Source organism: Curtobacterium sp. PhB128, assembly GCF_004340725.1.
Taxonomy (GTDB): Bacteria; Actinomycetota; Actinomycetes; order Actinomycetales; family Microbacteriaceae; genus Curtobacterium.
In genome coordinates, this window is the sequence record NZ_SLUR01000007.1 from 64,767 (window position 1) to 77,877 (window position 13,111).

Genomic DNA, 13,111 nt, shown 5'->3' on the forward strand with positions numbered 1-13,111 from the left:
TTCGCGGATATCTGTCGCTCTCGCGGCACTGTCGACAGTGGAGCGCGCGCATCTGTCGCTTCTGCGGGGCTTGCGACCGGACCACGGACGGGAGGCGCGGTGCGGGTCGGACCCGCGCCGCGCCTCCCGTCCGTGGTCGCGTCTCAGGCGGAGGCGAGCCGGCCCATCTCGGCCACCACGCCGCGGAGGCGGTCCGCCAGCTCGTCGCGCGAGCCGTCGGCGAAGCGGTGTGCCGACTCGATGAGCGCCGCCATGACGAGCGTCACCGCGGTCCGTGCGGAGTCCACGTCGGTGCGCTCGGCGGCGACCGTGAACACGGCGAGCCGGGCACGTGCCATCCACTGCAGCATCGCGGGCACCATCTCGGGTCGCGCCTGCACGAGGTCCTTCATGCGACGGCGGTCCGCCGGCAGTGTCACCGTCCGGGCGACGAGGTCGCAGAGGTCCGACACGAGCGGGCCCTCCGCGGTCAGGAACGCCTGTCGTGCCAGTTCGGGCACCGAGCTCTCGGGGAGCCCGAGTGCCGCGTCGCCCTTCGACGGGAAGTAGTTGAAGAAGGTACGGGGCGAGACGCCGGCGTCGGCGCAGATCTCCTCGACCGTCACGCCGGCCAGGCCCCGGTCGGAGACCAACGCCATCGCGGCCTGGTGGATCGCGTGCCGGGTCTGCTGCTTCTTGCGTTCCCGCAGGCCACTGTCGCCTGCCGGGTGCGATTCGATCGTGCTCACTGCTGCTCCTGGTGCGGGTCGGGGCCTCCCGTCTGGTGACGAGAGGCCCCGGTGGCCGGTCCTACGCGCGGTCCCGCTGCACGGGGATCGATCCGGTGACGGGCGCCGTGGGCGACCCCATCGTGTCGGCCGCCTTGACGGCCTGCACCTCGAGGTCGTCGGCGGTGCCGGCCTGGTCGGCCTGCTCCTGCAGGGCCGAGCTCTTGCGGAGCGGCGGCGCTTTGAAGAACCAGCTGAGGATGAACGCCAGCAGGATCACGGCGAAGCCGACCCAGTAGACGGTCACGGCCGACGCGTTGAAGCCGGTCATGAACGGCTTGGTCAGCGCCGGGGTCGCACCGTTGAGGTAGGACGTGTCGCTCGTCTCGCTGCTCGAGCTGCTGCCGTCGCCGGCTCCCTTGTCGATCTGCTTCGACAGTTCGGGGGCGAGCTCACCGACCCAGTACGAGCGCTGCGAGGCGTCGGACCAGTCGACCACGAGCTTGCCGTCCTGCACGCTGGCGTGCGCCTTGTCGGCTGCGGCGGTGAGGGCCTGCTGCTGCACGGCCTCCGGAGCGCCGGTCGTCGCAGCGGTGACCTGCGCGGTGGCCTGGTCGAGGCCGGACTGCACCTGCGACTTCACCGGGCTGACGATCGGGTTCCAGATCTGCTCCATGACGCCCGCGTTCGCCTTCGCCGTGGCGACGGTCGGGTTCAGAGCGGCGTCGAGCGCACCGGACAGGTTCTTCTGGTCCGCGGTGGCGTGCAGGATGTTCGCCGGCATGATCGAGAACAGGATGCTGAGCAGCACCGCCGTACCGAGCGTTCCACCGATCTGGCGGAAGAACGTGGCGGACGACGTCGCCACACCCATGTCCCGCGGCTGCACGGAGTTCTGCGAGGCGAGGGTGATGCTCTGCATGAGCTGCCCGAGGCCGAGGCCGATCAGGAACATGCCGATCATCAGGAACCAGAGCGGCTTGTCGATCGTCATGAACGTCAGGACGACGTAGCCGACCGAGACCAGGGCCGTGCCGATCACCGGGAAGATCCGGTAGCGACCGGTGCGGGCGACGATCTGCCCCGAGGCGATCGAGGCGATCATCAGACCACCGATCATCGGCAGGGTCGCGAAGCCGGACTCCGTCGGGGTGAGCCCCGTGACGATCTGCAGGTACAGCGGGATGGTCAGCATGGCGCCGAACATCGCGAAGCCGACCAGGAACCCGAGGATCGTGGCCATCGAGAAGGTGCCCGAGCGGAAGAGCTTGAGCGGGATGATCGCGTCGTCCTTCATCAGGGTCTCGATCACCAGGAAGGCGACGAGCCCGAGCGCACCGATCACGTAGCAGGCGATGGCGCCGGCCGAACCCCAACCCCAGGTGCGGCCCTGTTCGGCCACGAGCAGGAGCGGGACGAGCGTCGCGATGACCGAGGTGGCACCCCACCAGTCGATGCGCGGCTTCGCCTTGGCGTCACCGAACTTCGGCAGGTGCAGGAAGGCGATGACCATCAGGAGCGCCGCGACGCCGATCGGCACGTTGATCAGGAAGACCCAGCGCCAGCCGGTGACACCGAGGATCGTGCTCGCGCCGGCGAACAGGCCACCGATGAGCGGCCCGATGACGGACGAGATGCCGAAGACCGCGAGGAAGTAGCCCTGGTACTTGGCACGCTCACGCGGGGCGAGGATGTCACCCATGATCGCGAGCGGCAGCGACATCAGCGCACCGGCACCGATGCCCTGGAAGGCACGGAACGCGGCGAGCATGATCATCGAGGTCGACATCGTCGAGAGCAGCGAGCCGAGGATGAAGACCGCGATGCCGAAGATGTAGAGCGGGCGGCGCCCGAAGACGTCGGAGAGCTTGCCGTAGATCGGCGTCGTGATGGTCGACGCGATCAGGTACGCGGTCGTGACCCACGCCTGCTGGTCGAGGCCGTGCAGGTCGTCGCCGATGGTGCGGATCGCGGTGCCGACGATCGTCTGGTCGAGCGACGACAGGAACATGCCGGCCATGAGGCCGTAGATGACGAGCAGGATCTGACGGTGCGACATGATCGGCTTGCCCGGCGTGCTGGCCGGGGAGTCGTGTCGTCCGCGCGACACCTCGACGGGTGCGGTGGCAGTAGACATGGGGGTCCTTCAGGGGTGCGTGGTGGTCGTCGTGCGGGCAAGGGACGCCGGAGCGTGTGTGGCGGGCCGTCGAACGGCGGGTCAACCTTGCAGACGCTGCAACTTTACATCATCGGCACGTTTGCCGCCAACGCAAATTTGCCGTCCGTGCACGTTCGTGAACGGCTTCTCAGGTAGCGTCGTCGGCCATGGGGCGAACTGCGTGGACGGACGTGCCGGCGATCCTGCGCGACCGGGTGGAACAGATCCTCGGCGGAGCGGTGACGTCCACTGAGTCCCAGACGGCCGGGTGGTCGCCGGGGAGTGCCGACCGCGTGGTCACGGCGACGGGGCGACGGGCGTTCGTCAAGACGGTCTCGCGATCGCGGAACGCCGATGCCTTCGCCCTGCACCGCCGGGAAGCCCGCGTGGTGGCGCAGCTGCCGTCGACGGTGCGGGCACCACCCCTGCTGGACGCCTTCGACGCCACCGTGGACGGCGACGAGTGGGTCGTCCTGGTCCTCGACGACATCGAGGGCAAGCACCCCGGGGCAGCACTCGACGGCAGCGACACCGCGGCGGTGCTCGATGCGCTGGACACCCTGCCCTCGGCGACCGGCGACCTCGGCACGCTCCCCCGGATCACCGACGACCTGCGCCACGAGTTCGGCGCCTGGGACCGGATGCTCGGCGACCCCACCCTTGCCGACCGGGTCGCCGAGGTCGTGCCGGCGCACGTGCTCGCCGCCGGCCCCGCGTTCGCCAGCACCGCCGCCCGGGCAGCGACCCTCGTCGACGGCGAGCACCTCGTGCACGCCGACTGCCGTGCCGACAACCTGCTCGTCGACGGCTCCGGGGTCGTCTGGGTCGTGGACTGGCCGTGGGCGAGCATCGGCGCGCACTGGCTCGACCCGCTGACCTACCTGATCGACACACTCGTCCGCGGCGAGGACAGCGACGTCGAGCACCACCTCGCCACCCACCCGGTGTTCGCCGCCGTGCCTACCGCCACGGTCGACGCCGTGCTCGCCGGTCTCGCCGGTCTGTTCTTCGAGCACGCGCTGCCGCCGGCACCGCCGAACATGCCCACCATCCGTGACTTCCAACGGCGCGAGGGCCTGACCGCTGCGGAGTGGTTGCTCCGCCGGTGGGACACCACACCGCACTGACGACGGACGACAGGCGTCGGGTACCCCGTCTGTCCAGCAAGCGCGGCGCCACGGAGCGTACGGTCCCCCGCATGACTGATGAGCACCGCACTCCGCGTCCCGAAGACGACGCCGCGCGCCTCGGTCTCGTCGTCGTCGGAGAGGCAGCAGCGCTGCACTCCGGTGACGAGGCGGCACTGGACGCGAGCGAGCAGAACATCCGCGACACCATCGACGAGATGATCGACGAGCCCCTGACCCCACGCCAGGAGCAGGTGATCGAACGTCTGGCATCCGCCGGCGGGACCCTCACCGCCGGACTCAGCGGTGCGCTCGCGGCGCAGACCGGACGGAGCGTCGACGACATCCTCGAGGGCGCGGCCCGCAGCGTCGTGTGGCAGCAGCGGCTCGCCGACCAGCGCGAGGACGCCGGCGGCCAGCAGCGCGAGCGCCGCGACGAGAACGGGCGCGACGAGGACTGATCCTCGCCACGCCCGCCCCGGGGACCGCTGAGGACTACTCGGTCGGCTCCACGACACCGGTGGACTGCTCGCGAACGACGGCCCGTGCGGCGGCCTGCCCCGTCGTCGAGCTCTTGACGATGTCGCTCAGGGTGAACCCGGCGGTCGTCCCGAGCAGGGCGTCGACCTCGCTGAACTGGCTCACGATGCTCTTCGACAGGGTGCCGGCACCGTCGGAGGACACCACGGTCAGCTTGTCGATGTTGCCCATCGGCGCCGCGAGCTCGCGGGCGATGCTCGGCAGGGTCTCGATGGCCTTGACGCGCAGGACGGCCTCGGAGTGCTGTGCGAGTGCGTCGGCCTGGGCCTTCGTGGCGTCCGCCTCGGCCTGACCCTTGGCGCGGATCGCGTCGGCCGCTGCCTCACCTTCGGCACGGGAGGCGTCGGCGGCGAGCTTGCGCGCCTCGGACTCGGCCTTCGCCTCGGCGGCGATCGCTTCGGCGGAGATCCGACGGGCCTCGGCCTGGGCGCGGGCCGTCTCGACCTGGGCACCGGCGGCCGCTTCGGCGTCGACGCGGGTCTTGCGCGCCTGCGCCTCGGCGACGGCGGAGACCTCGGACTCGAGCTCGGCACGGCGCAGCTCGGCACGCTTCTGCGCGGTGATCTGCTCCTGCTCGACGACGCCCTGCGCCGCACGGGCCTGGGCGAGCGGACCGGCGGCTGCGGCCTCGGCCGATGCCCGGTCGGCGTCGAGCTGCAGTGCGGCACGTCGGATCGCCAGGGTGTTCTCGGCTTCGGCGATGGCCTGGTCGGCGGTGGCACGGGCTTCTCGCGCTTCGCGGTCGGCCTGCGCCTCGGCGTTCTCCGCCTCGAGCCGGACGCGGGCGCGCTCGGCACGACCGAGGTCGCTGATGTACTCGTTGCGGTCCGAGATGCCCTTGATCTCGAAGGAGTCGACGTCGAGCCCCTGGCTGTGCAGGGCCTCCTTCGCCACGTCGAGCACCGCGACGGTGAGCTGGTCGCGGTTGCGGATGATCGTGGACACGTCGGTCGCACCGATCGACGCACGGAGCGATCCCGACAGGACCTCGCGCGCGAAGTCGTCGATCTTCTTCTCCTGCCCGAGGAACCGCTGCGCGGCCGCCCGGATCGACGCGTCGGTCTCGCCGACCTTGACCAGCGCGACCGCTTCGACGTCGATCGTCACGCCGCGGGAGTCCTGCGCGTTGACGTTGATGTCGATCGCCCGGGAGCTGAGCGAGAGCTTCGCGACCTTCTCGAAGAACGGTCGGACGAGGACGCCGGCGCCGAGCACGACCTTGATGCCGGACTCGACGGTCTCGGTGCCGTCGTCGTTCTTGACCTTGCGCGAGCGCTTGCCGGTGATGATGAGCGCTTCGTCGGCGCCGGCGTTGCGGTACACGACCTTCGCGTAGATCAGTGCGATCACGGCGAGGACGATGATCCCCACGATGATCAGCGGGATGGCTCCGAGCGCGAACAGGACTTCCATGACTCCCCCTCCGGACCAGGCGCCAGCCTGGATTCCGCATCTGTTGTTCCGTCGGCTCCCATCCTAGGAGACCGCGCGGACGGACAGGAGGCGCGGTGCAGGATCACCTGCACCTCGCCTCCTGTCTGTGGTCGCGTCAGCGCCTACGCGCCCGCACGCCACCAGTCGTCGAACGGCGTCGCCGGCACCTGGCGCTTGTGCTCGGTCGCGCGGTACCGCGACTCGATCGCTTCGGCGACCTCGAGCGGCACGTCGTGCCCCTGCAGGTAGGCGTCGATCTCGGCGTAGGACAGCCCGAGGTTCGCTTCGTCGGTCTGGCCGGGCGTCTCGTCGAGCAGGTCCGCGGTGGGGGCCTTCTCGTACAGGCGGGCGGGCGCTCCGAGGTGCTCGAGCAGCTGCCGCCCCTGGCTCTTCGACAGGCCGGTGAGCGGCGTCAGGTCGACGCCGCCGTCGCCGTACTTCGTGAAGAAGCCGGTGACCGCCTCGGCCGCGTGGTCGGTCCCGACGACGAGCAGCCCGCGCTGGCCAGCGACGGCGTACTGGGCGACCATGCGCATCCGGGCCTTGACGTTGCCCTTCACGAAGTCGCTCAGCTCGACGCCCGAGGCAGCGGTGTCGATCATGACGCCGTCGACGCCGTGCTCGATGTTGACGGTGATGCCCGGGTCGGCTGCGATGAACTGCAGGGCGAGCTGGGCGTCGTCCTCGTCGGCCTGCACGCGGTACGGCATGCGGACGGTCGTGAACTCGGCGGGGTGGCCCTCGGCACGGAGGGACTCGACCGCGAGCTGGGTCAGGCGCCCGGCGAGCGTGGAGTCCTGGCCGCCGCTGATCGCGAGCAGGAACCCCTTCGCGCCGGTCGTGAGCAGGTAGTCACGGAGGAACCCGACACGGCGGGCGATCTCCTGCTCCGGCTCGATGGTCGGCTGGACGTTGAGGTCCGCGGCGATGGCGGCTTGGAGTTCACGCACCACCCCAGTATCCCGCTGCACCCGCCGGAGTGCACAGCGTTCAGCGGACGGGTTCTGCGTGCACCGGCCGGATCGTGTTGTCGTGGTCGACGCCGATCGCGCAGGTGCAGACGACGCCGAGCGTCTCGGCGCTCTGCGTCAGTCGGAACCGCTCGACGTGCGGCGGGCCGACTCGACGGTCGAGCGGGTGGGTGTCGTGATCGTGCACGGTGGTCCTCACTGACTCGTGGTGGTGCGGATGTCCGGTGCGGTGGCGGTCCGAACCGCCACCGCACCGGAGGGCCCGAGGCGACCCGAACGCCGCGGCCCCGTGGAGACGCACGCCGGTACCCGCCGGCGCGCGTCGGAGTTCATGGACGCCGGCGGCGTCGCGCTCGGAGCGCAGTGCGAGTCATGGGTCCCTTTCCCGGGCGGAGGTCCGCCACTGCTGATCCGTCCCCCGGCGGTTCGACGGGAGACCCGAACGGTCCGGCACCGGACCGAGGACGACGGCTGGTGAGGCCGTCTTCCTGTGCAAGCTACCAGCGCCACACCCCGAGGCCATACCCCCGTTCCGGGGCCGGACCACGGGTCGGACCCTCGTTGACAGTTAGAGATCAAACAGTTAGAGTTCTGATCATGCAGGCACCGGATCTCACCACCCCGCTCGAACTCATGCGGTGGATCGGATGGGCACAGCGCAAGGCGGCTGACGAGTGGGTTCGTGATCGGGACCTCACCCGCGAGCAGAGCTTCGTGCTCGGGTACCTGCAGCAGAACCCCGGGGCGATCCAACGCGACATCGCCGAGATCACCCGGACCAGCGCGGCCAGCGTCTCGAGCCTCCTGCAGGGCCTCGAGCGGCGCGGCCTCGTCGAACGGCGACCCGATGCCACGAACGGTCGGACGAAGACGGTGCACGCCACCCCGGCGGGCATCGACCTCATCGCCGGCTTCACCGACGCGATGATCGCCCTCGACGACACCCTGCTCGCACCACTCGACACGGACGAACGCGCCACCCTGCGGCACCTGCTGCAGAAGGTGACCGCGGAACTCGCACCGCCGACGCGGTAGCACCGCGGACCCGGTAGCACCGCCGACGCGGTAGCACCGCCGACGCGGTAGCGCCGCCCCGGCACCGACGTCACCGGCGCGCTCGACGCGCCCCGGGCCTCCCGGCCCCACCCCCGCACGCGACGGCATCCCGTCGCGCCCTCAGCCCTGCCCACGAGGAGGCAGTCATGACCACCACCACCCCCGAGAACACCGCCGCGGCCACCAACCGCTGGTACCTCTCCGCCGCCCCGATCGCCCGGGCCCTCGTGCACCTGTGTGTGCCGATGGCCGCTGCGATGGTCGTCAGCGCCCTGTACAACGTCATCAACGCCGGCTTCATCGGCTCGCAGCACGACACGTCACTGCTCGCCGCGATCACCTTCGGCACCCCGCTGCTCGGCATCGTGATGGCCGTCGGCGGCGTGTTCGGCGTCGGCGGCAGCGCCCTGATGTCCCGCCTGCTCGGCGCCTCGGAGCACGACCCCGCCAAGGCGCAGGACATCAAGCACGTCGCCTCGTTCGCGCTGTGGGGAGCCGTCGTCACCGGCGCCGTCCTCGCCGTCGTCGGGCTCGTCTTCCTGCGCCCCCTGGTCGCCGTGCTCGGCGCCGACGCAGCAGCCGTCCCCGCCACGAGCGAGTACGTCGCCGTGATGCTCGCGTTCGTCCCGGTGCTCGCCTCGTCGTTCGCCCTCGAGCAGATCGTCCGCTCCGAGGGTGCCGCACGCCAGGCGATGATCGGCCTGGTCCTGTCGACCATCGGGAACCTGGTGTTCGACGTGCTCTTCATCCTCGTGCTGCACTGGGGGGTCGGCGGCGCAGCGCTGGCCGTCGGACTCGCGAACGTCGTGTCGATCGCCTACTGGGTGACCTGGCTGCAGCGGAACAGCGAGAACGTCAGCTTCGCGCCGAAGTGGTTCACGCTCCGTGCCGACATCCTGAAGCCCGTCTTCGGCATCGGCGTCGGCGAACTGCTGCAGTCCGCCTTCCTGATCGTCACGACGCTCGTGCTCAACAACCTCGCCGCCGCCTACGGCGACGACCCGCTCGCCGCCATGGGCGTCGCGGTCCGCATCGCGCAGGTGCCGGAGTTCCTGGTGATGGGCGTCACGATCGGCGTGCTGCCGCTGCTCGCCTACGCGTTCGGCAAGGGCGACGCCGCACGCCTCCGGGCCGCCCTGCGCGGAGCCGCCTTCACGGTCGGCGCGATCGTCCTCGTGTTCTCCGGCGCGGTCTTCACCTTCCGCGAGCAGGTGTTCACGATCTTCTCCGGCGACCACTCGGTCCTCGCGATCGGCCTGACGATCCTGACGGCGCAGCTCGTCGCCGCCATCGTGAACGGGTTCACGGGGTTGCTCACCTCGCTGTTCCAGGCGACCGGCATGGTGCTGCCCGCGATGGTGCTGTCGCTCGCGCAGGGCGTGCTGTTCATCCCGATCGTCATCGCCGGCAACCTGTGGTTCGGCCTCGCCGGGATCATCTGGGCGCTGACCGTCACCGAGGTCATCGTGTTCGCCGCCGCGGTGGTGCTGTGGCTGGCGTCGCGCGGGAAGATCGCGCGCGGCCTGGCCGCCGGCAGCGAGGAGCGGGCGGATGCCGCGCTCGAGGAGGCGCCCGCCGCCGCGTAGCGCGGTGCGCGGCGCGCGGCGCGCTCGCATGGTGAGCAGAAGAGGTCGGGTCCCGTTCCAGGACCCGACCTCTTCTGCTCACGAAGCGGGGGTGAACGTGGCCAGCGTCGGACGGGAGGCCCGTGGCGGCCGGATGGCGGGCCTCCCGTCCGGCGCGTGGCCGGGTTGCAGGCGCGGCGCATGGTGAGCAGGAATGGTCGCGTGTCGCTCGGTCACCCGACCATTCCTGCTCACGAAGTGCGTCGGGTGCGGCGCAGGAGGAGCACGACGACGGCACCGGCAGCGAGCAACGTGCCGGCGCCGAGCGCGACCCAGACTCCCGGGGCGATGCCCGGCGCCGAGTCGGGCGCACCGTCGGATGCCCCGGTGGCCGTCGCGGTCGACGTCGGAGTGGGGGTGGCGGCATCCGACGTCGGCGATGTCGTCGTGGACGGTGTCGCGACCGCGGCCCGGTACTCGAACCCGTACGAGCCGTCGATCGGGTGGCCGTCCGGCGACACGTACCGCCAGAGCACCGTGTACGCGCCGTTCTCGAGGTCGACGGCCTTGCCCATCGTCATCCCGGAGACGGTCACCTCGCCCGTCGACACGTCGGTGCCGTCGGCGTCGGTGACCTGGATCCGCAGTCCGGCGTCGAGACCGGCGAGCGGTGCCTCGCTGAACGTCAGGTCGACCCGGTCGAGCGGTTCGGTGACGACCGCGCCGTCAGCGGGCGTGCTGCCGGTGAGCGCCGAGTGCGCCGAGGCCGGCTGGACCCCGACGAGCGCCAGGAGCCCTCCGACGACGATCGCGAGGGAAGCTGCCGTCGTTCGTCCTGTCCGCATGCACAGACTCTACAAGCCGTAGAGCAGCGGACCGGGACGGATCAGATCTGCTCGCCGAGGAAGTCGGCGTAGGACGGCTCGCGCCGTGCGTCACCCGTGCTGGTGGAAGCGTGACCGGTTCCTTCGAGGCGCTCGGCCACGAGGGCTTCGAGGTCCTCCGGCGACCGGAGGCCGTGGCGGTGCCAATCGTGCTGCATCCTGGCGGTCATGACGACCAGCCCTTCGTCGAGATGATGCGCATCTCGGATTCGTCCGGATCGACCCGCTGTGCCAGACCCCACATCTGTGAGGAGCATCGTGACGACGGGTCCCTGATGACCGATCCAGTTCCTCCACGGTAGGGGTTGCGTCCGACGCCGTCGAGCGCGGTGCGCTTCTCGGCCGATCGCACGCCGCCGCCCGGATCGCCGTAGCGTCGGGGCATGGAGATCCTGTTCGTCCACGGCGCCCTGGTCCGCGACGGTGCCTGGTGGTGGCAGCCCACCGCTGACCTGCTGCACAGTCGCACCGGAACCCGCAGCCGAGCGGTCTCGTTGCCGTCCTGCGGCGAGGGCCCGGCGGGTCACCCCGACGGTGGGCTCGCCGAGGACGCAGCCGCCCTGCGCGCCGCCCTCGACGACAGCGACGGGGCGATCGTCGTCGGGCACTCCTACGGCGGCACCGTCATCGCCGAGGCCGGACGGCACGACGCCGTCGCTCACCTGCTGTACGTGTCCTCGTACCTGCCCGACATCGGCTCCGCGCAAGCCGGCATCATGGCCGACGAGCCCGATCCCGTGTCGATCGGCCCGGCCGGTGACGGTGTCCTCGCCGTCGCCGGGTACGACGCTGGGTCATTCGGTAGCCGCTTCCTGCAGGACGCCGACACGAGCACCCAGCAGGCCGCCTGGGACCGGGTGACCGCCCAGTCGGCGGGGGCGTTTGTGACACCGACGACGACAGCAGGGTGGCAGGACGTCGACTCGACATACCTCGTCTGCACCGAGGACCGCAGCACCACCGTGGGGCTGCAGCGCGCGCACGCGGCGCGGGCGACGCGGAGCGTCGACGTGCCGACCGGGCACCACCCGTTCATCACGCGGCCCGACCTGGTCGTCGAGCAGCTGGAGCTGCTGCTCGGAGGTGCCACGGCCTGAGACGGCGGCAGGACGACGCACGGGAGGCGCGATGCCAGCTGGCACCGCGCCTCCCGTCATGCTCTTTGCGCGTCCACGGCGCGTGACCGGCCGCGTGGTACCGGTCCCGTGGCGCTGCGCTCGTCAGTCAGTGCCGGAGTCGAAGGCTGCGCCCTCGGAAGCGAGGTCCGTCCGGCGTCCGAGCGCATCCTCGGCGTCCGAGGCGATGACGGCGCCACCGAGGATCTCCTCGGACTCGCCCGCCTCGAGCTCGCCGACGAGCTCGGCCGTCGCACCGCCGATGAGACCGGCGGCCGCGTACTGCTCGAGCCGTGAGCGGGAGTCCGCGATGTCGAGGTTGCGCATCGTCAGCTGACCGATGCGGTCGTCCGGACCGAAGGCGGCGTCGCCGACCCGCTCCATCGAGAGCTTGTCAGGGTGGTACGACAGCGCCGGACCCGTGGTGTCGAGGATCGTGTAGTCGTCGCCGCGGCGCAGGCGCAGCGTGACCTCGCCGGTGACGGCCGACGCGACCCAGCGCTGCAGGGACTCGCGGAGCATGAGCGACTGCGGGTCGAGCCAGCGGCCCTCGTACATCAGGCGCCCGAGTCGGCGGCCCTCGTTGTGGTACGACGCGACCGTGTCCTCGTTGTGGATCGCGTTGAGCAGCCGCTCGTAGGCGATGTGCAGCAGGGCCATGCCCGGTGCCTCGTAGATGCCGCGGCTCTTCGCCTCGATGATGCGGTTCTCGATCTGGTCGGACGCGCCGAGGCCGTGGCGGCCGCCGATCGCGTTCGCCTCGTAGACCAGGGCGACGGCGTCCGTGTACTCCTCGCCGTTGATCGCGACGGGGCGACCGGCCTCGAAGCGGATGCTGACGATCTCGGTGGCGACCTCGACGTCGTCACGCCAGGCGGCGACGCCCATGATCGGCTCGACGATGTCCAGGCCGCTCGAGAGCTCTTCGAGGCTCTTCGCCTCGTGCGTTGCACCCCAGATGTTGGCGTCGGTCGAGTACGCCTTCTCGGTGGAGTCGCGGTACGGGAAGCCGCGGGCGACGAGCCACTCGCTCATCTCCTTGCGACCGCCGAGCTCCTCGACGAACTCGGAGTCCAGCCACGGCTTGTAGACGCGCAGACGCGGGTTGGCCATCAGGCCGTAGCGGTAGAACCGCTCGATGTCGTTGCCCTTGTAGGTGGAGCCGTCGCCCCAGATGTCGACGCCGTCTTCCTTCATCGCGCGGACGAGCATCGTGCCCGTGACCGCACGACCGAGGGGCGTCGTGTTGAAGTACGTCTTGCCGCCGGAACGGATGTGGAAGGCGCCGGTCTGCAGGGCGACGAGGCCCTCTTCCACCAGGGCGCTCTTCGCGTCGACCAGGCGGGCGATCTCGGCACCGTACTCGTGGGCGCGGCTCGGGACGGCGTCGATGTCCGGCTCGTCGTACTGACCGATGTCGGCCGTGTACGTGCAGGGGATCGCCCCCTTCTCGCGCATCCAGGCAACGGCGCAGGAGGTGTCGAGACCCCCTGAGAACGCGATGCCGACTCGTTCGCCGACGGGGAGACTGCTCAGGACCTTGGACACGGGGTC

General features: G+C 70.6%; 13 protein-coding genes. 5 read left to right on the top strand and 8 right to left on the bottom strand.

From position 1 onward, the window contains the following. Positions 1 to 143 precede the first annotated feature (143 nt). Together EDF23_RS13125 and EDF23_RS13130 are read right to left on the bottom strand one after the other, a co-directional pair. On the bottom strand, positions 144 to 728 hold the full coding sequence (locus tag EDF23_RS13125) for a TetR family transcriptional regulator (protein ID WP_243648919.1): 585 nt from the start codon (positions 726 to 728) through the stop codon (positions 144 to 146). 61 nt (positions 729 to 789) lie between these two features. Beyond that, positions 790 to 2,844 (bottom strand): MDR family MFS transporter, encoded by a 2,055-nt coding sequence (locus EDF23_RS13130; RefSeq protein WP_131921892.1) that lies wholly within the window; start codon positions 2,842 to 2,844, stop codon positions 790 to 792. A 188-nt stretch (positions 2,845 to 3,032) separates the two neighbouring features. Here EDF23_RS13130 and EDF23_RS13135 point away from each other — a divergent pair, with 188 nt between their 5' ends. After that, positions 3,033 to 3,992, top strand: a complete 960-nt coding sequence (locus EDF23_RS13135; protein WP_131921893.1) for a phosphotransferase — start codon at positions 3,033 to 3,035, stop codon at positions 3,990 to 3,992. A 71-nt stretch (positions 3,993 to 4,063) separates the two neighbouring features. After that, positions 4,064 to 4,453, top strand: coding sequence for a hypothetical protein (locus tag EDF23_RS13140; RefSeq protein WP_123293330.1), 390 nt, complete (start codon positions 4,064 to 4,066; stop codon positions 4,451 to 4,453). Between the two features lie 34 nt (positions 4,454 to 4,487). Here EDF23_RS13140 and EDF23_RS13145 read toward each other — a convergent pair whose 3' ends face one another. The 3 genes from EDF23_RS13145 to EDF23_RS19270 form a co-directional block, all read right to left on the bottom strand. After that, on the bottom strand, positions 4,488 to 5,945 hold the full coding sequence (locus EDF23_RS13145) for an SPFH domain-containing protein (protein ID WP_131921894.1): 1,458 nt from the start codon (positions 5,943 to 5,945) through the stop codon (positions 4,488 to 4,490). A 143-nt stretch (positions 5,946 to 6,088) separates the two neighbouring features. Further along, the gene (gene nadE, locus EDF23_RS13150) at positions 6,089 to 6,916 is read right to left on the bottom strand and encodes an ammonia-dependent NAD(+) synthetase (protein ID WP_131921895.1); all 828 of its coding nucleotides are present in this window, start codon (positions 6,914 to 6,916) and stop codon (positions 6,089 to 6,091) included. A 40-nt stretch (positions 6,917 to 6,956) separates the two neighbouring features. After that, a complete protein-coding gene (locus EDF23_RS19270) occupies positions 6,957 to 7,124 on the bottom strand; it encodes a hypothetical protein (protein ID WP_159570252.1) in 168 nt (55 codons plus the stop codon). 410 nt (positions 7,125 to 7,534) lie between these two features. On the opposite strand from EDF23_RS19270, the gene EDF23_RS13155 reads away from it, so the two are divergent. Together EDF23_RS13155 and EDF23_RS13160 are read left to right on the top strand one after the other, a co-directional pair. Next, entirely contained in the window at positions 7,535 to 7,972 is a 438-nt protein-coding gene (locus EDF23_RS13155; protein WP_131921896.1) for a MarR family transcriptional regulator, read from the top strand. Positions 7,973 to 8,139: 167 nt separating this feature from the next. After that, positions 8,140 to 9,579 (top strand): MATE family efflux transporter, encoded by a 1,440-nt coding sequence (locus EDF23_RS13160; RefSeq protein WP_131921897.1) that lies wholly within the window; start codon positions 8,140 to 8,142, stop codon positions 9,577 to 9,579. Positions 9,580 to 9,809: 230 nt separating this feature from the next. On the opposite strand, the gene EDF23_RS13165 is transcribed toward EDF23_RS13160, so the two are convergent. Both EDF23_RS13165 and EDF23_RS19275 read right to left on the bottom strand, forming a co-directional pair. Further along, positions 9,810 to 10,403, bottom strand: a complete 594-nt coding sequence (locus EDF23_RS13165; RefSeq protein ID WP_131921898.1) for a copper resistance CopC family protein — start codon at positions 10,401 to 10,403, stop codon at positions 9,810 to 9,812. Positions 10,404 to 10,444: 41 nt separating this feature from the next. After that, on the bottom strand, positions 10,445 to 10,612 hold the full coding sequence (locus tag EDF23_RS19275; RefSeq protein ID WP_159570266.1) for a hypothetical protein: 168 nt from the start codon (positions 10,610 to 10,612) through the stop codon (positions 10,445 to 10,447). 213 nt (positions 10,613 to 10,825) lie between these two features. Here EDF23_RS19275 and EDF23_RS13170 point away from each other — a divergent pair, with 213 nt between their 5' ends. After that, a complete protein-coding gene (locus EDF23_RS13170; protein ID WP_131921899.1) occupies positions 10,826 to 11,539 on the top strand; it encodes an alpha/beta hydrolase in 714 nt (237 codons plus the stop codon). 123 nt (positions 11,540 to 11,662) lie between these two features. Here the strand turns inward: EDF23_RS13170 and argG are convergent, their stop codons facing one another. Next, the gene (gene argG / locus EDF23_RS13175) at positions 11,663 to 13,105 is read right to left on the bottom strand and encodes an argininosuccinate synthase (RefSeq protein ID WP_123936837.1); all 1,443 of its coding nucleotides are present in this window, start codon (positions 13,103 to 13,105) and stop codon (positions 11,663 to 11,665) included. Positions 13,106 to 13,111: the final 6 nt, after the last annotated feature.

Bases quoted from the DNA above. Each gene is read 5' to 3' on its own strand.
- EDF23_RS13165 (WP_131921898.1), bottom strand. From the start codon at position 10,403: ATGCGGACAGGACGAACGACGGCAGCTTCCCTCGCGATCGTCGTCGGA.
- EDF23_RS13130 (WP_131921892.1), bottom strand. From the start codon at position 2,844: ATGTCTACTGCCACCGCACCCGTCGAGGTGTCGCGCGGACGACACGAC.
- EDF23_RS19275 (WP_159570266.1), bottom strand. From the start codon at position 10,612: ATGACCGCCAGGATGCAGCACGATTGGCACCGCCACGGCCTCCGGTCG.
- EDF23_RS13145 (WP_131921894.1), bottom strand. From the start codon at position 5,945: ATGGAAGTCCTGTTCGCGCTCGGAGCCATCCCGCTGATCATCGTGGGG.
- EDF23_RS13160 (WP_131921897.1), top strand. From the start codon at position 8,140: ATGACCACCACCACCCCCGAGAACACCGCCGCGGCCACCAACCGCTGG.
- EDF23_RS13140 (WP_123293330.1), top strand. From the start codon at position 4,064: ATGACTGATGAGCACCGCACTCCGCGTCCCGAAGACGACGCCGCGCGC.
- EDF23_RS13155 (WP_131921896.1), top strand. From the start codon at position 7,535: ATGCAGGCACCGGATCTCACCACCCCGCTCGAACTCATGCGGTGGATC.
- EDF23_RS13135 (WP_131921893.1), top strand. From the start codon at position 3,033: ATGGGGCGAACTGCGTGGACGGACGTGCCGGCGATCCTGCGCGACCGG.
- EDF23_RS13170 (WP_131921899.1), top strand. From the start codon at position 10,826: ATGGAGATCCTGTTCGTCCACGGCGCCCTGGTCCGCGACGGTGCCTGG.